The sequence below is a fragment of the Pseudomonas sp. MLB6B genome, from assembly GCF_054508135.1.
This window is the reverse complement of record NZ_CP199313.1, coordinates 1,059,296-1,081,597: the sequence shown is the minus strand read 5'-3', so window position 1 is coordinate 1,081,597 and position 22,302 is coordinate 1,059,296. Positions and strand designations below refer to the sequence as shown.

The 22,302-nt window shown below is 63.5% G+C and carries 19 protein-coding genes, 1 tRNA gene and 1 pseudogene; 11 read left to right on the top strand and 10 right to left on the bottom strand.

Annotated elements, in window-relative coordinates; translation table 11 throughout:
• Nucleotides 1-15: 15 nt before the first annotated feature.
• Nucleotides 16-1,374 (bottom strand): glutamine synthetase family protein, encoded by a 1,359-nt coding sequence (locus ACSMEV_RS04595; protein ID WP_296269136.1) that lies wholly within the window; start codon nucleotides 1,372-1,374, stop codon nucleotides 16-18.
• 627 nt (nucleotides 1,375-2,001) lie between these two features.
• On the opposite strand from ACSMEV_RS04595, the gene ACSMEV_RS04590 reads away from it, so the two are divergent.
• The 3 genes from ACSMEV_RS04590 (at nucleotide 2,002) to ACSMEV_RS04580 (ending at nucleotide 4,482) form a co-directional block, all read left to right on the top strand.
• Complete coding sequence (locus ACSMEV_RS04590; RefSeq protein ID WP_459207435.1) at nucleotides 2,002-3,378, top strand: glutamine synthetase family protein; 1,377 nt, start codon at nucleotides 2,002-2,004, stop codon at nucleotides 3,376-3,378.
• Between the two features lie 334 nt (nucleotides 3,379-3,712).
• A complete protein-coding gene (locus ACSMEV_RS04585; protein ID WP_459207434.1) occupies nucleotides 3,713-4,003 on the top strand; it encodes a type II toxin-antitoxin system TacA family antitoxin in 291 nt (96 codons plus the stop codon).
• Complete coding sequence (locus ACSMEV_RS04580) at nucleotides 3,994-4,482, top strand: hypothetical protein (RefSeq protein WP_459207433.1); 489 nt, start codon at nucleotides 3,994-3,996, stop codon at nucleotides 4,480-4,482. Before ACSMEV_RS04585 ends, ACSMEV_RS04580 begins: the two co-directional genes overlap by 10 nt.
• Before the next feature lie 175 nt (nucleotides 4,483-4,657).
• Here the strand turns inward: ACSMEV_RS04580 and ACSMEV_RS04575 are convergent.
• From ACSMEV_RS04575 to argE, 3 genes and pseudogenes are all read right to left on the bottom strand, one after another.
• Nucleotides 4,658-5,107: pseudogene (locus ACSMEV_RS04575) on the bottom strand (GNAT family N-acetyltransferase).
• A 293-nt stretch (nucleotides 5,108-5,400) separates the two neighbouring features.
• Entirely contained in the window at nucleotides 5,401-6,699 is a 1,299-nt protein-coding gene (gene argA, locus ACSMEV_RS04570) for an amino-acid N-acetyltransferase (RefSeq protein ID WP_459207432.1), read from the bottom strand.
• Nucleotides 6,700-6,823: 124 nt separating this feature from the next.
• The gene (gene argE / locus ACSMEV_RS04565) at nucleotides 6,824-7,966 is read right to left on the bottom strand and encodes an acetylornithine deacetylase (RefSeq protein ID WP_459207431.1); all 1,143 of its coding nucleotides are present in this window, start codon (nucleotides 7,964-7,966) and stop codon (nucleotides 6,824-6,826) included.
• Between the two features lie 148 nt (nucleotides 7,967-8,114).
• Between argE and ACSMEV_RS04560 the strand changes: the two genes are divergently transcribed.
• A complete protein-coding gene (locus ACSMEV_RS04560; protein ID WP_459207430.1) occupies nucleotides 8,115-9,515 on the top strand; it encodes a CYTH domain-containing protein in 1,401 nt (466 codons plus the stop codon).
• Here ACSMEV_RS04560 and ACSMEV_RS04555 read toward each other — a convergent pair.
• The gene (locus ACSMEV_RS04555) at nucleotides 9,504-9,974 is read right to left on the bottom strand and encodes an Lrp/AsnC family transcriptional regulator (RefSeq protein ID WP_459207429.1); all 471 of its coding nucleotides are present in this window, start codon (nucleotides 9,972-9,974) and stop codon (nucleotides 9,504-9,506) included. The two genes, ACSMEV_RS04560 and ACSMEV_RS04555, sit on opposite strands and share 12 nt — an antisense overlap.
• Nucleotides 9,975-10,097: 123 nt before the next feature.
• On the opposite strand from ACSMEV_RS04555, the gene ACSMEV_RS04550 reads away from it, so the two are divergent.
• The 3 genes from ACSMEV_RS04550 (at nucleotide 10,098) to ACSMEV_RS04540 (ending at nucleotide 12,341) form a co-directional block, all read left to right on the top strand.
• A complete protein-coding gene (locus tag ACSMEV_RS04550) occupies nucleotides 10,098-10,427 on the top strand; it encodes a hypothetical protein (protein ID WP_459207428.1) in 330 nt (109 codons plus the stop codon).
• Nucleotides 10,428-10,480: 53 nt separating this feature from the next.
• On the top strand, nucleotides 10,481-12,154 hold the full coding sequence (locus tag ACSMEV_RS04545) for a GspE/PulE family protein (protein WP_459207427.1): 1,674 nt from the start codon (nucleotides 10,481-10,483) through the stop codon (nucleotides 12,152-12,154).
• A 110-nt stretch (nucleotides 12,155-12,264) separates the two neighbouring features.
• Nucleotides 12,265-12,341 (top strand) — tRNA-Arg (locus ACSMEV_RS04540).
• Between the two features lie 113 nt (nucleotides 12,342-12,454).
• Here the strand turns inward: ACSMEV_RS04540 and ACSMEV_RS04535 are convergent.
• The gene (locus ACSMEV_RS04535; RefSeq protein ID WP_459207426.1) at nucleotides 12,455-13,651 is read right to left on the bottom strand and encodes a GGDEF domain-containing protein; all 1,197 of its coding nucleotides are present in this window, start codon (nucleotides 13,649-13,651) and stop codon (nucleotides 12,455-12,457) included.
• Nucleotides 13,652-13,845: 194 nt separating this feature from the next.
• Between ACSMEV_RS04535 and ACSMEV_RS04530 the strand changes: the two genes are divergently transcribed.
• From ACSMEV_RS04530 to ACSMEV_RS04520, 3 genes are all read left to right on the top strand, one after another.
• Nucleotides 13,846-15,537, top strand: a complete 1,692-nt coding sequence (locus tag ACSMEV_RS04530) for an Hsp70 family protein (RefSeq protein ID WP_459207425.1) — start codon at nucleotides 13,846-13,848, stop codon at nucleotides 15,535-15,537.
• A gap of 9 nt (nucleotides 15,538-15,546) precedes the next feature.
• Complete coding sequence (locus ACSMEV_RS04525) at nucleotides 15,547-17,178, top strand: J domain-containing protein (protein WP_459207424.1); 1,632 nt, start codon at nucleotides 15,547-15,549, stop codon at nucleotides 17,176-17,178.
• Nucleotides 17,179-17,340: 162 nt separating this feature from the next.
• Nucleotides 17,341-17,778 (top strand): CBS domain-containing protein, encoded by a 438-nt coding sequence (locus ACSMEV_RS04520; RefSeq protein WP_459207423.1) that lies wholly within the window; start codon nucleotides 17,341-17,343, stop codon nucleotides 17,776-17,778.
• A 146-nt stretch (nucleotides 17,779-17,924) separates the two neighbouring features.
• On the opposite strand, the gene ACSMEV_RS04515 is transcribed toward ACSMEV_RS04520, so the two are convergent.
• The 3 genes from ACSMEV_RS04515 to ACSMEV_RS04505 form a co-directional block, all read right to left on the bottom strand.
• The gene (locus tag ACSMEV_RS04515; RefSeq protein WP_413049072.1) at nucleotides 17,925-18,167 is read right to left on the bottom strand and encodes a DUF2789 domain-containing protein; all 243 of its coding nucleotides are present in this window, start codon (nucleotides 18,165-18,167) and stop codon (nucleotides 17,925-17,927) included.
• Between the two features lie 146 nt (nucleotides 18,168-18,313).
• The gene (locus ACSMEV_RS04510) at nucleotides 18,314-18,946 is read right to left on the bottom strand and encodes a LysE family transporter (RefSeq protein WP_296269149.1); all 633 of its coding nucleotides are present in this window, start codon (nucleotides 18,944-18,946) and stop codon (nucleotides 18,314-18,316) included.
• A 119-nt stretch (nucleotides 18,947-19,065) separates the two neighbouring features.
• Nucleotides 19,066-20,976, bottom strand: a complete 1,911-nt coding sequence (locus ACSMEV_RS04505; protein WP_459207422.1) for an ATP-binding cassette domain-containing protein — start codon at nucleotides 20,974-20,976, stop codon at nucleotides 19,066-19,068.
• Between the two features lie 51 nt (nucleotides 20,977-21,027).
• Here ACSMEV_RS04505 and ACSMEV_RS04500 point away from each other — a divergent pair, with 51 nt between their 5' ends.
• Nucleotides 21,028-21,501: a TIGR02444 family protein gene (locus ACSMEV_RS04500; protein ID WP_459207421.1), complete on the top strand. Its 474-nt coding sequence runs from the start codon at nucleotides 21,028-21,030 to the stop codon at nucleotides 21,499-21,501.
• Here ACSMEV_RS04500 and ACSMEV_RS04495 read toward each other — a convergent pair.
• Nucleotides 21,483-22,292, bottom strand: a complete 810-nt coding sequence (locus tag ACSMEV_RS04495; RefSeq protein ID WP_459207420.1) for an AlgP family protein — start codon at nucleotides 22,290-22,292, stop codon at nucleotides 21,483-21,485. The genes ACSMEV_RS04500 and ACSMEV_RS04495 overlap by 19 nt on opposite strands.
• Between the last annotated feature and the right edge of the window lie 10 nt (nucleotides 22,293-22,302).

Genomic DNA, 22,302 nt, shown 5'->3' with positions numbered 1-22,302 from the left:
GCGACCCAGGATTGATCAGACTGCGAACAGCAGAAACTCGCGTTCCCAGGAACTGATGACGCGTTTGAAGTTTTCATGCTCGGCGCGCTTGGTGGCGACGTAGCCGGCGATGAATTTCTTGCCCAGGTATTGCTCCAGGGCACGGCTGTTTTCCATGCGCTCCAAGGCATCTTCGATGGTCAGCGGCAGGCGCAGGTTGCGCCGCTCATAGCCGCGACCCACCACCGGAGCGCTGGCCTCGATGCCCTCGACCATGCCGATGTAACCGCACAGCAGGCTGGCGGCGATGGCCAGGTAGGGGTTGGCATCGGCGCCGGGCAGGCGGTTCTCGACGCGGCGGTTCTGCGGCGTGGCATCCGGCACGCGCAGGCCGACGGTGCGGTTTTCTTCGCCCCACTCGACGTTCACCGGCGCCGAGGTGTCGGGCAGGAAACGGCGGAACGAGTTGACGTTGGGCGCGAACAGCGGCAGCGCCTCGGGGATGAATTTCTGCAGGCCGCCGATGTGGTTGAGGAACAGCGCGCTCATGCTGCCGTCATCGTTGGCGAAGATGTTCTTGCCGGTGGCGAGGTCGATCACGCTCTGGTGCAGGTGCATGGCGCTGCCCGGCTCGCCGGTCATGGGCTTGGCCATGAAGGTCGCGGCCACGTTGTGCTTGAGCGCGGCCTCGCGCATGGTGCGCTTGAACACCAGGATCTGGTCGGCCAGGTGCAGCGCGTCGCCGTGACGGAAGTTGATCTCCATCTGCGCGGTGCCGTCTTCGTGGATCAGCGTGTCGAGGTCCAGCTCCTGCAATTCGCACCAGTCGTAGACGTCTTCGAACAGCGGATCGAACTCGTTGGCGGCCTCGATGGAGAACGACTGCCGACCGGTTTCCGGGCGCCCCGAGCGGCCGACCGGGGGTTGCAGCGGGAAGTCCGGGTCTTCGGCGCGCTTGGTCAGGTAGAACTCCATCTCCGGCGCGACGATGGGCTGCCAACCTTTGTCGGCGTAGAGCTTGAGCACCTTCTTCAAGACGTTGCGCGGCGACAGCTCGATCGGGTTGCCTTTCTTGTCGTAGGTGTCGTGGATCACCTGGGCGGTGGGTTCGATGGCCCAGGGCACGAGGTACACGGCGCTCTCGTCGGGGCGGCAGATCATGTCGATGTCGGCCGGGTCGAGCAGTTCGTAATAGATGTCGTCGTCGACATAATCGCCGGTCACCGTCTGCAGCAACACACTTTCGGGCAGACGCATGCCTTTTTCGGCGATGAACTTGTTGGTCGGTGAAATCTTGCCGCGGGTAATGCCGGTCAGGTCGCTGATCAGGCACTCCACTTCGGTGATCTTGTGTTCTTTCAACCAATCGGTGAGCTGGTCGAGGTTGTTACTCATAAATACCTCAGAGGATGGTATGACCCGGCGAGTACGCGCAGGGTGGGGTCATGCGGCTGCAGGCGAAGGCCGGCACGATGCATCAGACCGCCTGGACGGGCCTGCGTTTTGATTCTGGCTGCACTGCATGGCTAAAGCAAAACGGCCTGCATGACGGGTCATCATTGAGGTAGTGCCTGTGGGCAGAGGGAAAGCGCATACCTTCGGCACGAGGCGAGCGAGTGGCAACGTCAACTATTGCGGTCAGTGCGCGGCGCATTGGCGCTTGCCTGGCAACGGTATCACCGCATACGTGCCAGCCCGCTGCCGGCGATGGGCAGACGGATTTTTCAGGTCGACGGGAGCGGACCATGACACCCTCGTATTGTTCTGTTCTGGGTGAGTCGGAGCTTAGCGGTGTCCATTTTTTTATACAACTGCCCTGTAAAAAATAGAATACGCCAAGGGCGCTATATCCGTTCTCGACTAAAATGGCACATAATGCCGAGCCCCAAATTGCAGCAAATCTGCCGTAGATGAGCCATTTCAGGGCATCAGGGGCCTGGCTTGACTTGGTAAACGCTTTGCGATTGACTGAGTTGGCAAGCCCCCCTTGATTGATATTTTTAACAACAAAGGTGTTGCATCATGTCGGTACCCCCGCGTGCCGTTCAGCTTAACGAAGCGAACGCGTTCCTTAAGGAACATCCTGAGGTTCTCTACGTTGACCTTCTGATTGCAGATATGAATGGTGTGGTGCGTGGCAAGCGCATCGAGCGCACCAGCCTCCACAAGGTTTACGAGAAGGGCATCAACCTGCCGGCCTCCCTCTTCGCCCTCGACATCAACGGTTCGACCGTCGAAAGCACAGGGCTGGGTCTGGACATCGGCGATGCCGACCGCATCTGCTATCCGATCCCCGACACGCTCTCCAACGAGCCCTGGCAGAAGCGCCCCACCGCGCAACTGCTGATGACCATGCACGAAATCGAAGGCGAGCCGTTCTTCGCCGACCCGCGGGAAGTGTTGCGCCAAGTGGTGAGCAAATTCACCGACATGGGCCTGACCATCTGCGCGGCGTTCGAGCTGGAGTTCTACCTGATCGACCAGGAGAACGTGAACGGCCGTCCGCAGCCGCCGCGCTCGCCCATTTCCGGCAAGCGTCCGCAGTCCACCCAGGTCTACCTGATCGACGACCTCGACGAATATGCCGACTGCCTGCAGGACATCCTCGAAGGCGCCAAGGAACAGGGCATTCCGGCCGACGCCATCGTCAAGGAAAGCGCCCCGGCACAGTTCGAAGTCAACCTGCACCATGTGCCCGATCCGCTCAAAGCCTGCGACTACGCCGTGCTGCTCAAGCGCCTGATCAAGAACATCGCATACGACCATGAAATGGACACCACCTTCATGGCCAAGCCTTATCCGGGCCAGGCGGGCAACGGGCTGCACGTACACATTTCGATCCTGGATAAAGACGGCAACAACATCTTTACCAGCGAGGATCCCGAGCAGAACGCCGCGCTACGTCACGCGATCGGCGGTGTGCTCGAGACCCTGCCCGCGTCCATGGCTTTCCTCTGCCCGAACGTGAACTCGTACCGCCGCTTCGGCGCGCAGTTCTACGTGCCAAACGCGCCGAGCTGGGGCCTGGACAACCGCACCGTAGCCCTGCGCGTGCCGACTGGCTCGCCCGACGCCGTGCGCATCGAGCACCGCGTGGCCGGTGCCGATGCCAACCCGTATCTGATGATGGCCGCAGTGTTGGCCGGCGTGCACCACGGCCTGACCAACAAAGTCGAACCCGGCACGCCCATCGAAGGCAACTCGTACGAGCAGTTGGAACAAAGCCTGCCGAACAACCTGCGCGACGCCCTGCGCGAGCTGGACGACAGCGAGATCCTCAACAAGTACATCGATCCCAAGTACATCGACATCTTCGTCGCCTGCAAGGAAAGCGAGCTGGAGGAATTCGAACACTCCATCTCCGACCTTGAGTACAACTGGTACTTGCATACGGTCTGATGCGAATGGAAACGCCGCCCTCAGGGGCGGCGTTTTGCTATGTGGCGCTGGGAGACACAGGCCCGCATTGTGCCATATCGAAGCAGGCCCACCTGTTTCTGAAATTACGCACATCCCTCAGCAGGTTTTGTGTCGCAAAATGCTACACAAATACACATTAGCTACACGACGTGTTAGAGTCTGTGACTATCTACCAAGCCGAATTTTCGAGCGGTTGCCCACCGTGAGTCGTAGGTTGACCCCGTGTTCATGAAGCAAGCAATTTGTAGCCGTCAGCTCGCACCTTCAAGCTGGTGAGGCATTCCACGTAGTCCTGTTCCGAGGGAGCAACGTAATGGACAGAAACGTCCCTGAAGTAGGCGTAAAGCCCGTATCTATCAACATGAGGGCGGACTTGAAACGGCGGAATCTGATTGACGCCGCTGCTGAGATTCTCTGTGTTGACCGGACCAGCTTCATTCTCGATGCTGCCTGCCGCCGGGCGGAGGAAGTCATCGTGGATCGCAAGCTTTTTCTGCTCAGCGATGAAGCGTTCGAGCGCTTCGAAAGAGCCCTCGAGGCGAACCCGCTAAGCGCTAACGAACGCGTCAAAGCACTGCTTGCAGCACCCAAGCCATGGAGTTGACACCTCCAACGAAGCTGGAAAGTCACCATGTGACAACGACCTTTGATTGTGGCGAGCCTTCGGTTAACGAATATTTGTATAACAAGGCGCTTAAAGCACAGCAGGCCAAGCACGCAGTCGTTTATGTGGTGTGCTTTAAAGGCACTGATGAGGTGGCTGGCTACTACACGCTATCCAACAGTGCCATTGACCGTCGGCACGGCGTCACCGCGAAGATCCGCCGCAATGCACCAGACCCCCTCCCGGTTACTGTAATGGGCCGCATGGGTGTCACGTCTGCAGCAAGCGGACGAGGTCTTTCTCTGGCGTTACTGGCCGATGCGATAGAGCGCTGCATCATCGCCTCGGAAATGATTGGCTCTACGGCGCTCATCGTCCATCCTCTCAACGATCGTCTTGCCGAGTTTTACGCCAAACACGCAGGATTTAGTCCCTGTCCAGACTTAGCGCCCATGACCATGATGCTTTCGCTGAAGTAGCGCCGCTCCAACCGTTCAGAACGGTTACCCGTATGTAGCTCGAAGCAGACGAAGATGCTGCGTCTAAGACAACGTTCCGCTTCATGGCGTTGGCAGAGGACGTAGGCGCTCAGCGGACGCAGGTTGTGAATCACAGCGCCAAGGTCGACAACTGGATAACCAGCCTGCACTGATCCTAGAGTCGTTTTTCCATAACGATAGTACGCTCCACACCATGAAACGCGTCACGGACTTTTCGATAGCCCAATGCGGTATAGAAATGTTCAGCTGTTATCGACGAGGGTACGCATACTGCCTAAATGCCAGCGTGGGCAGCAGCGGCATAAATGACGTGCATCAAATGTTGGCCAATACCGTGTTTCTGATGAGTCGGCTCAACGAAAACACCCCTGACTACGGGACCGTCGAGCGCGGCGGTGCCGATAACTGTTTCACCCAGCAATGCTACAAAAACTCTGCGCGTCGAAAGTTGAGCGGTGATGACTTCAGGGGCAAAACTCCGCGCAACCTCAGCAATCACCTCAGGCGGATAGTCTAGTGAGTCTGACTCGTGCAAGGCGGCTAGCGCTACATGGCTGATCGCTACTGCATCTTCGGCTGCAGCGGGACGAACATGAAACTCCATGTTGCCACCTCAATCCTAAAGGATCACAGCATAGCTCACTGAAACTCGCCTTCGCGGGCACTGGGCTAAAACATAACCCCCAGCTAGAGCCGGGCCAGAACCGGCTCTGCTACTTATCGCGACTTACGCCTTCCTACAGAGGTCTGTACGGCGCCCAAATAGGAAAATTCAAGAGGCTGGTCCTTCGTTTTTACCGTCGGTGGACCGCAAGATAGCATTAGTCAAACTTGCCTAGCCTAACGCTCATAGCAGGTTTTTTTGGATTACCACCTGGCCAAACTAATCCCCTCCCCTCAAATCGACTTCTCGAAAATCTTCGAATTACGCTGGAAGTTGTACAGCGACGCACGTGCCGCTGGCAGCCGTTCCACGCCGCTGGGCGCAAAGCCGCGCTCGCGGAACCAGTGGGCGGTGCGGGTGGTGAGGACGAACAGGGTGTCCAGGCCCAACTGCCGCGCACGGTTTTCGATGCGTTCGAGTAGGTCGTCGCCGCGCCCGCCGTGGCGGTACTCGGGGTTCACCGCCAGGCAGGCCAACTCCCCGGCTTGGGAATCGGCGATCGGGTACAGCGCCGCGCAGGCGATGATCATGCCCTCGCGCTCGACCACGCTGAATTGCTCGATTTCGCGCTCCAGCACTTCCCGCGAGCGGCGCACCAGAATGCCCTGCTCTTCCAGCGGGCTGATCAGGTCGAGCAACCCCCCGACATCCTCGATGGTGGCCTCGCGCACGATCTCGAACTGCTCCTGCGCCACCAGCGTGCCACTGCCGTCGCGGGTGAACAGCTCGGTCAGCAGCGCGCCGTTTTCGGCGTAGCTGACGATGTGACTGCGCATCACCCCGCCCTTGCACGCCTGGGCCGCAGCATCAAGCAGCTCGCCTTGGTAGTCGCTGCCCAAGCGGGCCAGGTGCGGCGGGATCTGTTGCGGACGCAGCTCGCGCACCAGCTTGCCACTCTCGTCCAGTAGGCCCGGTTCGGCACCGAACAGCAGCAGCTTGTCGGCGCCCAGTTCGATAGCCGCGCGGGTGGCGACGTCTTCGCAGGCCAGGTTGAAGATCTCGCCGGTGGGCGAATAGCCCAGCGACGACAACAGCACGATGGAACGCTCGTCGAGCAGGCGCCCAATGCCCTTGCGGTCGATGCGCCGCACTTCGCCGGTGTGCACGTAGTCGATGCCTTCCAGCACACCGATGGGCCGCGCGGTGACCAGGTTGCCGCCAGCGACGCGCAGCCGCGAACCGTGCATGGGCGAGGCGGCGATGTCCATCGACAGGCGTGCCTCGATGGCCAGGCGCAGCGCGCCCACGGCGTCGATCACGCATTCCAGCGTCGGCGCATCGGTGATGCGCAGGCCACGGTGGTAGCGCGGCGCCAGGCCGCGGGCGGCCAGGCGGCTTTCGATCTGCGGCCGGGAGCCGTGCACCAGCACCAGGCGTACACCCAAGCTGTGCAACAGCACCAGGTCGTGGACGATATTGCCGAAGTTGGGATGATCGACGCCTTCACCGGGCAGCATCACCACGAAGGTGCAGTCGCGGTGGGCATTGATGTAGGGCGAAGCATGGCGCAACCAATTGACGTATTCGGGCATGACGGGGCCTGTGGCTAAGTGGACGGAGAACGGAGATGCGAACGGCGTTCAGGATCATCGTCGGAACAGGCTTGCGGTCACGCGTACGCTCCTTGTGGCAAGACGAAAAACGGTAGCGGGTGGTTTAGTGCAGGCAGTAGTGCTGGATCAGATCCCGCAATAGACGCACGGTCGGGTCCAGAAGTGACATGTCCAGGTATTCGCCAGGTTGGTGGGCGCAGCGGATGTCGCCCGGGCCGAGCACGATGGTCTCGCAGCCCAGCTGTTGCAGGTACGGCGCCTCGGTGCCGAAGGCCACGGCTTCGGCGGCGTATCCGGTCAGACGCTCGGCCAGGCGCACCAGTTCGGTATCGGCGGCTTGTTCGAAGGGCGGCACTTCCGGGAACAGCGGCGCGTAGTCGATCTTTACCTCGTGGCGCTCGGCCAGGGGCCGCAGCTTGGCGCCGATGGCCGCGCGCAGTTGCTCGACGTCCATGCCGGGCAAGGGCCGCAGGTCGAACTCCAGCGAACATTGGCCGCAGATGCGGTTGGGGTTGTCGCCGCCGTGGATGCAGCCGAAGTTCATGGTCGGTGTCGGCACCGAGAATTGCGGATTGCTGTAGGTGCTCTGCCATTGCTGACGCAAACCCATCAGCTCGCCCATCACCGCGTGCATGGCTTCCAGCGCGCTATGGCCCAGGCTTGGGTCGGAGGAGTGGCCGCTGCGCCCGAGAATGTCGATGCGGTCCATGAGAATGCCCTTGTGCATGCGGATCGGCCGCAGCCCGGTGGGCTCGCCGATCACTGCAGCGCGCCCGAGTGGTTGCCCGGCTTGAGCCAGGGCGCGGGCGCCGGACATGGAGCTTTCTTCGTCGCAAGTGGCGAGGATCAGCAGCGGCTGCTTGAAATCATGCGCCAGCAACGGTTGCACGGCCTCGATCACCAGAGCGAAGAAGCCTTTCATGTCGCAACTGCCCAGGCCGATCCAGCGGCCGTCCTGCTCGGTCAGCTTGAGCGGGTCGGTGCGCCACAGCTGCTCGTCGAACGGCACGGTGTCGCTGTGCCCGGCCAGCACCAGACCGCCCGGGCCGCTGCCGCGGGTGGCCAGCAGGTTGAATTTGCCGGGAGTGACCTGCTGGATTTCACAGGCGAAACCCAGGTCGCCCAGCCAGCCGGCGAGCAGGTCGATGACCGGGCGATTGGACTGGTCCAGTGACGGCTGGGTACAGCTGACGGAAGGCGCGGCGATCAGCGCGGCGAACTGGTCTTTCAACGATGGCAGTGGCATGCGCGCTCTCCTCATGGTCTGCGGTCATCATAACAACGCGGACAGCGCTTGGGGCAAGGCTTCCCGCTTGACCGACGGCCCGGCGCAGCGGTAGGCGCGCGACTGCTGTAGACTGGCGCACATTCACGCCCCAGCTCCGAGCCCCGCCATGCCCACAGAAACCGAACTCAAACTCCGCGCCAGCCGCGAGACCCTTGCCGCCCTGCGCGAGCACCCCCTGCTGAAAAAGCGCAACAAGTCCGGCTGGCAGACCCGCGAGCTGACCAATCAGTACTTCGACACCGCCGAGGGCGACCTGTCGGCTGCCCAAGTGGCGCTGCGCCTGCGCCGCGACGGCGAGGTCATCATCCAGACCCTCAAGTGCCGCGGCCGCAGCGTCGCCGGGCTGTCCGAGCGTCAAGAGTTCGAATGGCCGCTGGACAAACCCAAGCTCGATCTGAAAAAACTCGACGCCACTTGCTGGCCCGAGGCACTGGCCGCGCTCGACAAGAAAACCATCAAACCGCTGTTCAGCACCGATTTCACCCGCGAATACGCCGAAATCGCCTGGGGTCGCGGCAAGGCGAAAGTGGTGATCGAAGTCGCCCTCGACCAGGGCTCGGTCGTGGCGGGCAAGCGCAAGGAAGACATCTGCGAAGTCGAGCTGGAGCTGCGCGAAGGCAACGCCGAAGCGTTGCTGGAACTGGCCGCCGAACTGGCCGCCACCCACGCCCTGATGCCCTGCGACATCAGCAAGGCCGAGCGCGGCTATCGCCTGCTCGACCCGGCCAGCTACGACCTGGACCTGCCGGCCACCGATCTGGCACCGGACATGGCCCTGGACGACGCCTTCGCTGCCCTGGCCTGGCAACTGCTGGGCAGCAGCCAGCGCTTGGCCGAGCAATACCGCCACAACGGGCATTGGAGCTTGCTACAGGACTGGGTCAAGTGCCTCGCCGAATTGCGTGCGCTGGTCGCCAGCCTCGGCCAGGCCGCTCCACGCCCCACCACGCGTGCGCTGCGCACCAGCCTCGACGCGCTGCTGGAAGACTGGCGCCCGCTGGTCCAGGCCGGCAACGACGACGAAGACATCCGCCGCGCTGCGCCCGAGCAGTTCGCCGAAGAGCTGCAAGACCCACGCTGGGGTCAGTTCTCGCTGGACACCTCGCGTTGGTTGCTGGCCCGCAGCTGGACCGTCGAGCGCAGCAAGCGTGGCGAGCGTCAGGGCAAGGCGCAACTGGCCAGCTGGCTGATGCACCTGCTGGGCGAGGAAGGCCGCGACCTGCAACTGGCGCTGTACGTGCAGCGCCCAGAAGACCTCGGCGAGCAACTGCCGCGCATCGAGCGCCTGCAAAGCTGGCTGCACCATGCCCGCCAGGTGCTCGAAGCGCCGCAGCTCGACCGCCTGTACGGCGACCTCAACAAGTTGCAGCAACTGGCCGAGCAACCGTTGGGCGACGACGAAGCCGAGGTGCGCGAGCAACTGCTAGAAGCGCGCATCGAACAAGCCCGCGCGGTCGATCAGAGCCGCGGCTGGAAGTACCTGCTCAAATCCGCCTCAACGCGCTAAGGGCAGGCAGGTGGTGGACTTGATCTCCGACAGCGCGACGATCGAGTTCACCTCCTGGATGCCGGGCACGTTCGACAGCTTTTCGAAGAAGAAACGCTCGTAGGCCTCGATGTCCGAGGTCACGATGCGTAACAGAAAGTCCACCGACCCCATCAGCACATAACATTCCAGCACTTCCGGAAATTCCCGAATCGCGTCGGTGAATTCGGTGAAGTTCGAGCGACCATGAGCGTTGAGCTTCACTTCGGCGAAGATCTGCGTGTTCAGCCCCACCTTCCTGCGATCCAGCAGGGTCACCTGCGCGCGGATCACCCCCTCTTCCTTCAAGCGTTGTATGCGCCGCCAGCAGGGCGATTGCGACAGGCCCACGCGTTCGGCCACCTGCGCGCTGGACAGCGAGGCGTCTTCTTGCAGTACCTCGAGGATCCGGCGGTCATAAGCATCCAGCTCGCTTTGCATGATCAATTCCCCAAAGGCTTTTCTGCGAATCAAACGATCTATCGATACCCTAAAACAGAAGAATCATAGCGAAATAATCGCAACAGCCGCATGCCAGAATGCTTCCGACTTCTGGAGACCGCCATGAACGCACTCGTCCAACTCGACACCCCAGCCCGCCCGAACCACTTCGCACCCAGCCTTGCGCCCCTGTACGTGAGCTACCGCGTCACGGTCGAAGCCGAACCCGACAGCCTGTGCCGCATTCTGAACCTGTTCGCGTTGCAATCGCTGATGCCCCACGCGGTCCAGGCCAGCCAGCAGGACGATCTGCTCACCGTGGGCATCGAGGTAGGCGGCTTGAGCTGGCAGCGTGCCGAGCTGATCGCGCAAAAGATGCGCAACCTCGTGTGCGTGGCTGAGGTGACCCTTCGGGAATCCGGAAAGATTCAGCAAAGCCATTGCGCCATGTGACCGCATGACGCGGGCTACCGTTGGGCGACCTTTCCCCGGCAAGGATGCCCACGATGTTCGCCACGCCCGACCACAACCTCGATCTCAACCGCCTGCTCGACGCCTTGTTGGCCGAGCAGCGCCTGTCGGCCACCACCGCCCTGGCGGTACTCGACGCCGCCAAGCACCAAGCACAGATGCACCCGCTGGAACTGATCGCCAACCTGGCGCAGGGCGACCCGAGCGCCACCCTGGACCTCGACGGCCTGTGCCAGTGGCTGGCGGCCAAGGTCGGCCAGCCTTACCGGCATCTCGACCCGCTGCAACTCGACTTGAGCCACGCCACGGGCCTGGTCTCCACAGCCTTCGCCCAGCGCCACGGCATCCTGCCGGTCGCCGCCGACGCCAGCGGCATCACCATCGCCAGCGCCCAACCCTATCAACGAGAGTGGGAAGCCGATCTGCTGCGCAGCCTGGGCCGGCCGATCCATCGGGTGATGGCCAACCCGGCGTCGATCCGCCAGATCGGTGCGGCTTGCGGGCAGCTGGCGCGGCAAGTGGCCGGTGCCAGCCACCAGCACGGTGCAGGAGTGGCGCAACTCGAACAACTGCTCGCCGACAACCGCACCCCTGAAACCGCCAGCGCCGAAGACGCACACACCGTGGCCCTGGTCGACTGGATGCTGCAGTACGCCGTGGAACAGCGCGCCAGCGACATCCACCTGGAGCCGCGGCGCGACAAAGGGCAGTTGCGTTACCGCATCGACGGGCTGCTGCACCCGGTCTATGCCTTCCCCACGGGCGTCACCCTGGCCGTCACCAGCCGCCTCAAGCACCTGGGGCGGATGAACGTGGCGGAAAAGCGGCGCCCGCAGGACGGCCGTCTGCACAGCCGACTGCCGAGCGGGCAGGAGATCGAGCTGCGCCTGTCGAGCCTGCCCACGCCGTTCGGGGAAAAGCTGGTGCTCCGTCTGTTCGACCCTCAACAGCTACAGCAGGACTTCACCCGCCTGGGCCTGGAAGGCGCGACGCTGCAACGCTGGGAGCACCTGCTGCGACAACGCCAGGGCATGATCCTGGTCACCGGCCCGACCGGCTCGGGCAAGACCCAAACCCTGTACGCCAGCCTCGACCGTCTGGCCTCGCCACAGATCAACCTGTGCACCATCGAAGACCCCATCGAGCGCCTGCATCCGGCGCTCAACCAACTGCAAGTGCACGCTGCGCTCGACTTGGGTTTCGCCAGCGGCGTGCGCGCCCTGCTGCGCCAAGACCCGGACGTGATCATGATCGGCGAGATCCGCGACCAGGAGACGGCCCAGGTGGCGATCCAAGCGGCGCTCACCGGGCATCTGGTGCTTTCGACCCTGCACACCAACGATGCGTGCAGCGCCATCACTCGTCTGCAGGAACTGGGCGTTGCCACCTACCTGATCAAGGCCACGTTGGTCGGGGTCATGGCCCAACGGCTGGTGCGTACGCTTTGCCAGCAGTGCCAGGCCCAGGCGCGGCCAGGGAGCGGCACTTGTCCGCAGTGCCGCGGCACCGGCTTCCACGGACGCACCGGGCTGTTCGAACTGCTGGTGATGAGCGACCTGCTGCGCCAGCACATCGATGCCGACGCGGACGTGCAACGCCTGCGTCAGCTGGCGGCCGGCGAAGGGCTGCGCAGCCTGCGTCAGTGCGGTGAAGACAAGGTGGCCGCTGGCATCACCAGCGAGCAGGAGGTGTTGAGGGTATGTGCATGAGCGTATTACGGGCAGGGCTTGAGGCCTGCGCCCGACAAAGACAAGGGAAAAGGCCCACGAATCAAGGCAATGGACGCCATCGGCAGACATGGGTATGATTGCGCCCCGTTGCACTCGTAGCTCAGCTGGATAGAGTATTGCCCTCCGAAGGCAGTGGTCGTGGGTTCGAATCCCGCCGAGTGCGCCATCTTTCCTCCCCTTGTGTCACAAGGGGTCAGCGTTTCCGACAGCATCCCCCCCAGTCTGCCCTGCCATTTCGTCACCTCAGCTTCGTACATGGCGAGGTCGGCAACGACCGGACTACGCGCACCTCAAGCAATTACGCCCAGCACCCTTGGCAGCGTACAGCGCCGTGTCCGCCGAGCCGATCAATGCGCCTGCACTGATGGAGGGCGCCACGCCCTGAGCCAAGCCCAGGCTGATGCTCACCCGCGCCTGATCGCCCAGCACCGGGTGGGGTACGTTCAGCTCGTGTACCGCTGCGCGAAGCGTCTCGGCCAAGTTACGGGCTTGGTTCGCATCGGCACCCACCATCAGAATCAGCATCTCCTCACCGCCGAAGCGGAACGCCAGCGCCCCCGCCTCCTGCGCGGTCTGGTGGATGGTGCGGCTCAACAGTTTGAGGCAGGTGTCGCCCTGCACGTGCCCATAGCTGTCGTTGTAAGTCTTGAAATGGTCGATATCCAACAGGATCACGGCCACGCGGGTCGGCGTGTGCAGCGCCTGTTCCCAGATCGAGGCGATGACTTCGCCTTGGTAGCGCCGGTTGAAGAGCTGGGTCAACGGATCGGTTCGGGCCATTTCGGTCAGCTGCTCCTGCAGCAACCGTCCGCGCAAGGCGAACAGGTAACTCAAACGGCTACCTCGCTCCAGAAAGTAAGACGCCATCAACAGCAGCACCGCCGTCGAGACATAGAAAATCGCGTTGGCCTGCCAGATCACTGTGTCCATGAACCCGGCTACCCAGGTGGTCACCAGCTGGATGGCCAGCATGCACCCCAGCGCGGCAGCCGCGAAGCGCACGGGCAACTGCTGGATCATGGTGCAGTAGACCATCAGCAACGACATACCCAGCTGATAGTGGAGCCGATAGGGGCTGGCGCTGTGGATCATCACCAGCAGCGGCATGAGCGACGCCAGGACCGTACCGGTGGCCGAGACCGTCTCCAACGCCCAACGGGCGGTCAAGCGCTGGCTGATCAGCAGCATGAGCACGATCATCGGCGTGATCAGGCCCACCCGCCCCAGTGCGACGTAGGTGAACAGGTCGTTCAGTGCCAGCCAGTCGCTGATGAGAAACAGGTTGTAGACGCACGCACCGCCGATACCGACGGCCGTCAGGAAGCGCAAGCGTCGCTTGCGTGTGTCCATGTCGTAGCGACGCTCCAGCTCATCGTCGAAACGCAGGCGCATGCCGCCCGAAGTGATTCTGCGCTCGACCGCCTTGAGGACTTCCAGGTTTTGCGGGCGAGGGCTGTCGGGGACGAGGGCGAGCATGTTGCACCAATGGGAACGAAAGGATTCCACTTCAGACCACAGCAGTGATGACTTAATGCTATCAACCATGAAGATTTTGCATGCCTGCGCAAACGTCGTCCTTGCGCATCGAACCTTTGTCTTCCTGCCGCTCTAATGCCCCATGTCGACGCGTCACCGCTCATGTGCCGCGTATCAACAAGGAGTAGATGGACATGATCATCGGCATCGACCTGGGCACCACCAACAGCCTGGTAGCGGTCTGGAACGCAGAAACCGCGCAGCTCGTTCCCAATGCCCTCGGCAAGCTGCTGACGCCCAGCGTGGTCGGCCTGGACGACCGTGGCGAACTGATCGTCGGCGACGTCGCCCGCGAGCGCTTGCAGACACACCCGCAAGCCACCACCGCGCTGTTCAAGCGGCACATGGGCAGCGCCCGGGAAACCCTATTGGGCGAACGCGCCTACCGTCCCGAAGAGTTGTCGGCCCTGCTGCTGCGCAGCCTCAAGGAAGATGCCGAGCGCTACCTGGGCGAGCCGGTGACCGAAGCGGTGATCAGCGTGCCGGCCTATTTCAGCGATGCCCAGCGCAAGGCCACGCGCGTCGCCGGCCAGTTGGCCGGGCTGAAGGTCGAGAAGCTGATCAACGAACCCACGGCAGCGGCGCTTGCCTATGGGCTGCACCACAAGGAAGAGGCCACCTTTCTGGTCTTCGACCTGGGCGGCGGCACGTTCGACGTGTCGGTGCTGGAGCTGTTCGAGGGGGTCATGGAGGTGCGCGCCAGCGCCGGGGACAACTTCCTCGGCGGTGAGGACTTCGACGACCTGCTGGTCGCCCACGTGCGCGCCGCCGCGCATGCCCAGCCCTTGCCGACCGCAACCGAAGGCGCATTGGCCCAACGTCTGCGGCGTGAGGCGCAGCGGGTGCGCCATGCGCTCGGCCAGCAACCGCACACCACCTTCACGGTACGCGACGGCGAGCGCGAATGGAGCCTGCCGATCACCCAGGACGAGCTTGCCCGCCTCTACCAACCCTTGCTCGATCGCCTGCGCGCGCCGATCGAACGGGCCTTGCGCGATGCGCGCATCAAGGCTGCCGATCTGGACGAGGTATTGCTGGTCGGCGGTACGTCGCGCATGCCACTGGTGCGACGTTTGGTGGCCAGCCTGTTCGGACGCTTTCCGGCCATGCAGCTCAACCCCGACGAGGTGGTGGCCCAGGGCGCAGCCATCCAGGCAGCGCTCAAAGCCCGGCACGCTTCGCTCGAAGAGGTGGTGCTGACCGATGTCAGCCCTTACACCCTGGGCATCGAGACGACGTCCAGTGAAGGCCAGCGCCGCATCGGCGGCCTGTACCTGCCGATCATCGAGCGCAACAGCGTGGTGCCGGTCAGCCGCGAACAGACCGTGTACACCATCGACGAAGCGCAGACGGTGGTCAGGGTCCGCATCTTCCAGGGCGAGAGCCGCCTGGTGAGCAACAACATCTTTCTCGGCGAACTGGAAGTGCCTGTGCCGCCACGCAAAGGGGGCGATGTCGGCATCGAGGTGCGCTTCACCTATGACATCAACGGCCTGCTCGAAGCCCAGGTGCACATTCCGCTGACCGGCGAGCAGCGCACCCTGGTGATCGAGAACAATCCTGGGGTGCTCAGCCCCGAAGAGATCGCCCAACGCCTCGAGGCCCTGGCGACGCTCAAGGTGCACCCACGCGAGCAACAGGTGAACAGCCTGTTGATGGCGCGCCTGGAGCGCCTGTACCAAGAGAGCCTGGGCGATACCCGCGAATACGTCGCCGAGCTGGCCAAGCAGTTCCAGCATGCGCTGGAGCGGCAGGACGAGCGTGCGTTGCGTGAAGCGCGGGTTGCGCTGGTGGAGCGTCTGGAACACCTCGAACGCCGTCTGTGAGGGCTGATCATGCATCTGAAAACCCTGGGGCTGGCCCACGATGCCGACGAGCGCGCCATCAAGCGCGCCTACGCGCGGCTGCTGAAAGTCCACCGCCCCGACGAAGACCCGGCCGCGTTCCAGCGGCTGCGCGAAGCCTACGAAGGCGCGTTGGAGCATGCCCGCTGGCGCGAGCAATGTACCGAGAACGAGGACGATGTCGAGGGTGTACTGCCGTGCCCTGACGACAGCGCCACGGATGCAGACGTACCGCAAACGTCGCCCACCCCCGTTCGCCCCGTCGAAACGATGGGTGACGCCGATGAGCCGCTGCCCATTGCCGTACCACCCGTGGCCACGGCTGCGCCGAACACCGCGGCATCGATCGAAACGCTGCTCGACGGGGACCTCGACCAGGGTCTGGCCCAGGCCCGTCAGGCCGGTTTGGAAGAAGCGTTCGAGCGCCACCTCCTACGCCGCTGTGTGCAACGTACGGACTTTGCAGTGCTCGACTGGGCGCAGTCCAGGCTGGGCTGGCTGAGCGCCGCACAGGCGCCTCACCTGCCCACGGGCGAGCTGGAAGTGCTCGCCGACCGGCTGGCCACGCGCGCGCTCGGTCAGCTGCGCGAGGCAATGGCGCAAGCTCGGCATTCGCACGCGCTCGAACTCATGCGCACGGCTCTGGCCAGCGTCTGGCTGGCGCCACTGGACCGCCGTACGCGTTTCCAGGCACGCATCGCCGACCTGCTGCTGCACGCCGAACACTGGCCACCCGCTTTCTTCGAGCAGGTCTGCGCGCTGAACGGCTGGGACGAAACCCTCGGCCATCTGCCTGGTGATGCCAGCCAATGGCAGGTCTTGAGCCAGCGCCAGGCCGGCTACCAGTGGGAGGCGTCGTTGCGCGAACGCCTGGCCTTACCGGCTGCCGATGCAGCGCAGCGAGCCGCCTGGTTCCTGTTCGCCGACCTTGCGCCGGCGCAACGTCGGCAGTGGGCCGATCGTTTCACGCTCGAAGACTGGCAAGCCTGTGCAGGGCTCGAAGAGGTGCTGGCGATCCACCCGCAACTGCCGGAGCGTCTGCAACGTACCCCCTTCGTCGACTGGCGCGCCTGGTCGCCGCGCGGTTATTGGGGCTGGGCGCACGTGTACACGATGTTGCTGCTGTGGTCCGTGTTGAGCGTGACGATGCTGACGCACCGGAACACGCACGGAGACGACAGCCTGCTGTTGACGGTCGGCATGCCGCTGGCGCTTGCCCTGTTGCTGGTGGGGGTGGGCCACTACGCGTGGCGACTGTGGTCGAAAGTGGCACGCGCACGGGTGTTGGCCGATGTCGGGCTCAGCTTGCGTCTGCTGCCTGGAGGCTTGGTGCGCCAGGGCAATGGCGTGCTCTTGCTGCGCCACCTGCTGCCCTGCCTGCTGCTGGCTGCACTGGTGTCCGTCTGGTCCCTGCAGTTGCCGCCTGTGGGTTGGGTGCTGGGGCCGTTGACGCTGCTCGGCGCGATCCGCTTCGTCGATGTGGTGACGCGCGGCGATTCGCCTGCCGCCTGGCTCCAGCGCGTATGGCGGCATGTGCCGCTCAGTGGCCCTGTGCTGAGGCAGGGGTTGATCATGTTGGGCGGGTTGCTGCTGATGATCGTGTTCAGTCTGATCTTCACCTGAGCGGTGATGCTTAAGGCGCTCGAAGACAGAAACCGGCAATCGAAACCCCATGGCGTTTTTCAATCGGGTCGATGCCGTTTTCTGCGTTGTGCCCTGGCGCGCCGTGCACGATGCTTGCGCAACCGGCGCGCGCTCGTCGACCCCACTTCCGCAGAGGCTCCCATGAAAAACGTCGAACAAATCCTCAAGGCCAAATCCGAGCACCAGACCGCCTACACCATCGGCCCGGATGAATCCGTGCTCGAGGCGCTCAAGCTGCTGGCGGAGAAGAACATCGGTGCGCTGCCTGTGGTGGAAGACGGTCAGGTGGTCGGCATCTTCAGTGAGCGGGACTATGCGCGCAAGCTGGTGCTCAAGGGGCGTTCGTCGGCCGCGACGCCGGTACGCGAAATCATGAGTTCGCCTGTGGTGACGGTGGAGCCTAAGCAGAACTTGGAATACTGCATGAACTTGATGACCAATCGTCATCTTCGCCACTTGCCGGTGGTGAGCAACGGGGCGTTGTTGGGGCTGTTGTCGATCGGTGACCTGGTCAAGGAGACCATTGCCGAGCAGGCGGGGTTGATCGCGCAGTTGGAGCAGTATATTCGCGGTGATTGAACGTGGTGGCGGGTGCAGTTTTACAGCAATAAGTGATTTCGTTTGGATCAGGGCGGCTGTGCCGCCCATCGCGACTGAAGTCGCTCCCACGGGTTGATCACGCTTGAGCCATCACGGCGCTGATGGATCGACATGTGGGTAAAGACTCAGTCTTTGTGCTCGTGCAGCGCCACGTTGAGCTGGTCGATCATCACGATCCAGTCCGAATCGGCGATGTAGTTTTCCTTCAGAAACGCGCGCTGGGCATCGGTCCAGAACGGCGCGTCGACCAGCTTGACGTCGTTGTCCAGCGGACCGTGGGTGGTCAGCCAGCGGTCGATTTCGACGGGGTCATCATCCAGGCCCAGTTGCTGGAAGATCTCGGAAAAGGGATGAATTGGTGCGTCCATGTTGCCTCCTCTGCGCCGGCCCGAAAGGTCGGAATGCGCCGGCTGGTTGACGTCGAGGCGGGCGATTGCCACACCCACCCAACGTAGACAGCGGCGCACTGGGCGCAGGTTCCTGAAATCTTCCGCCCGAGGGCTGACCGGATAGTTTAGAGAGGTGCGCGGCGTAGGGTGGCGATGAAGGCCGCGGCGCCCAGGAACAGCCCGGAGAAGGTGCGGTTGAGGCGTTTCTGCTGACGCGGCGTGCGCAACAGACGCAAGACCCGCGAGGCCAGCCCGGTATAGCCCGCCATGACCAGCAGATCGACACAGACCATGGTGGCGGCGATGGTCAGGTACTGCGGCAGCAGTGCGGCGTGCGGGTCGATGAACTGCGGCAGCACGGCCAGCATGAACACCAGCGCCTTGGGGTTGCTGACGTTGACCAGAAAACCACGTGCCACCAGCACCAGCGGCTTGCCCAGCGGGCGGACGCCGGTATCGTCGCCCATGTCCATCGGCAGGGCGCGCCATTGACGGTAGGCGAGGTAGACCAGATACCCCACGCCGAACCACTTGATCACCTGGAACGCAGTAGCCGAAGCCGCGAGGATGGCGCCCACGCCAGCGGCGATCACGGCGATCTGCATCAAAAGCCCCAGTTGCAGGCCCAACGCGTTCCAGTAACCACGCCAGAAGCCGTATTGCAGGCCACTGGACATCGAGGCGATGGCACCCGCGCCCGGCGAAAGGCTGATCACCCAAGACGCGGCGAAGAACGCCAACCAGGTTTCAATGGACATCGCACACCTCGTCTGAAATTTTTACAGGGCGTTACGCTAAGCGGGCGCAGAGAAAACCGCCAGCGCTTTCAACGACCGCCCTGCCCCGCTGCGCCAGGAATAGCGCAAGCGGGACGGTTTCACGACAAGGCTTCGAGTTCGGCCTGCATCGACTCCAGGGTTTCCAGGGCTTCCATCCACGCCTCTTCCAGTTCGCCCTCGCGCTGCTTGAGCGTGGTCTGGCGCGCCAGCAGTTCGCGCAACTGGTCCTTGCGCGCCGCCTCGTAGAGGCCGCTATCGCCCAGGGCGGTTTCGATCTCGGCGAGCTGGGTGTGCACCTTGCTCAGCTCGGTTTCCAGCCTGTCGGCGGCCTTCTTGTGCGGTGCCAACTGCTGGCGCAGGGCGGCGGCAGCCTGGCGCTGAGCCTTCTTGTCGGTCTTGTCCGGGTTGACGGGGCCGGACACGGCTGGAGCGCTGCGCTGGCGGTAGTCGAGCAGCCAGCGGCTGTAGTCGTCCAGATCGCCATCGAACGGCTCGACCTTGCCCTCGGCCACCAGCAGGAAGTCGTCGGTGGTGCTTTTCAGCAGATGCCGATCGTGAGAGACCACCACCACGGCGCCGCTGAATTCCTGCAAGGCCATGGTCAGCGCCAGGCGCATTTCCAGGTCGAGGTGGTTGGTCGGTTCGTCCAGCAGCAGCAAGTTGGGCCGTTCCCAGGCGATCAGGGCCAGGGCCAGGCGCGCCTTTTCGCCGCCGGAGAAGTTCAGCACTGGCTCGTCGACACGGCCGCCGTGGAAATCGAAGCCGCCGAGGAAATCGCGCAGGGTCTGCTCGCGCTCGCTGGGGGCCAGGCGTTGCAGGTGCAGCAAGGGGCTGGCCTTGTCGTCGAGCGAGTCGAGCTGATGCTGGGCGAAGTAGCCCACGGCCAGGTTCTCGCCGCGTACCAGGCGGCCGGCGATGGGTTGCAGCTCGCCAGCCAGGTTCTTGATCAGGGTCGACTTGCCCGCCCCGTTCGGGCCCAGCAGGCCGATGCGCGCGCCGGGCACCAGTTGCAGCTTGACCTTGGCCAGCACGACTTTGTCGGCATAGCCGAGTTGACCTTCGGACAGGTCGAGCAGCGGGTTGGACAGCTTGTGCGATTCGCGGAAGACGAAGTCGAACGGTGAATCGACATGGGCGGCGGACAACTCTTCCATGCGCTCCAGGGCCTTGATCCGGCTCTGCGCCTGGCGGGCCTTGGTGGCCTGGGCCTTGAAGCGGGCGATGTACTTTTCCATGTGCGCGCGCTGGGCCTGTTGCTTCTCGTAGGCCTGTTGCTGCTGTGCGAGGCGTTCGGCACGGGTGCGTTCGAACGCGCTGTAGCCGCCTTTGTAGAGGTTGAGCTTGCGCTGTTCGACGTGCAGCACGTGGTCGACCACCGCATCGAGGAAGTCGCGGTCGTGGGAAATCAGCAACAGCGTGCCGGGGTAGCCCTTGAGCCAGTCTTCGAGCCAGAGGATGGCGTCGAGGTCCAAGTGGTTGGTCGGCTCGTCGAGCAGCAACAGATCGGACGGGCACATCAGCGCTTGCGCCAGGTTCAGACGCATCCGCCAGCCACCGGAAAAGTCGCCGACGCGCCGGTCCATCTGCTCGTTGCTGAAGCCCAGGCCCGCCAGCAGCTTGCGCGCACGGGCATCGGCGGTATAGCCGTCGGCGCTGTCGAGTTCACTGTGCAAGCGCGCCAGGGCGGTGCCGTCGTGGGCCTTTTCGGCAGCCTCCAGCTCGCGCTGGACCTGGCGCAGGCGCAAGTCGCCATCGAGCACGTAGTCCACGGCCACACGGTCGAGGGTGTCGACCTCCTGACGCATGTGCGCGATGCGCCAGTCGCCCGGTACCTGGCAGTCGCCGCCATCGGGCGACAGCTCGCCGCGCAACAAGGCGAACAGGCTGGATTTACCGGCGCCGTTGGCACCGATCAGGCCGGCTTTGTGGCCGGTGTGCAGGGTCATTTCGGCGCTGTCTAGCAGGCGCTGAGGACCACGCTGTAAAGTGAGGTTCGATAGTCTGATCATGATGGTCGCGGAGTCTACCAGCTTCCTCGGCCCTTTAGTGCGAGCCCCAGCATGCCTACCGATCTATGGAATTTCGCCCTGGCGCTGTACGGCCAGAACGGCGTCGAAACGGCTTGTCTAGCGTTGCAGGAACAGGGCGCCGATGTCTGCCTGCTGCTGTGCGCCAGTTGGCTGCAGGCACGCCGCGTGGCGCCGAGCGAAGAGCGTGTACAGGCGTTGCGCGCGGTCTGCATGCCTTGGCAGGCGCAGGTCGTGGCGCCTCTGCGCGAACTGCGGGGGAGCTGGAAGGCAATGGCGCAATATGACTCGACGCTGGCCAGCCTGCGCGAGCGTGTCAAGCAGTTGGAGTTGGATGCCGAACGAACGCTGTTGCAGCGTCTGGCGTGCTGTACCGCCCACTGGCCAGCGGGCGATGCCGAAGAGGGCGATTGGCTGGCATGGCTGGCACCGCCAGCCAGCCAGCACCACGACGCGCTAGCGGTGCTGCGCGTCGCGGCGCAGACCCTTTACGCGTCGGACGACTGAGCAGCGTCCGCAGGCGTGGCGGCTTGGCCGTCGGTTGGCTTGGGCTCCGCTTCCGCTGCGACTGGCTTGGCGGCAGGCTTGCGCGGTGCCGGCTTACGTGGCGCCGGCTTCGCGGCAGCTTGGCCCGCAGCCCCTGCGGAGGGGACGTCGGCTTCGCTCACTGCCTCGAGCGCAGGACGTGGTACGCGCTTCACCGCAGGCTTGCGCGGCGCCGGTTGACTTGCGGCTGGAACCGCGGCGGCGCTGGAGGCCGGCGTGCTGGCGGTCGTTCTGCCGGCTGCCGGCTTGCCAGGGGCGGGCTTGCGCGGCACCGGCTTGGCAGGTGCGGGTTTGCCCGGCGCTGGTGCAGGTTTACTCGGAGCGTCGACAGGCCCGGCCTTGGTCCCTGCCGCGCGTTGCTCCAGGGCCTTGGCCGCCGCTTCGCGGACTTTGCCGACGCCTTGGGCCAACTTCAGGCTTTCTTGCGCATCGCGCTTGAGTTGCTGGATGTAGGTGCGGGTTTCCGATTGGCGCTGCTTGAGCGAATCGAGCAGTTCTTCCAGTTCGCCAGCGACTTTCTGTGCCTTGCCTTGCGCCTTGGCTTTGCCCGCTTTTGCCGAATCCTGCAACTTCGCGCGCGCGTCGTGAAGTTTGTCCTGGGCCTTGACCCGTTGCTTCTCTAGTTTGCTCAGCAGTTTCTCGGCATCGGCCAGGGCTTGCGCACAGGCCTCTTCCAAGTGTTCCAACAAACTGTCCGACAGTTGTTGAAGCAGGTGCAACGGCGTACTGACGGGTTTCTTCTTTGCCGACATGATGGACATC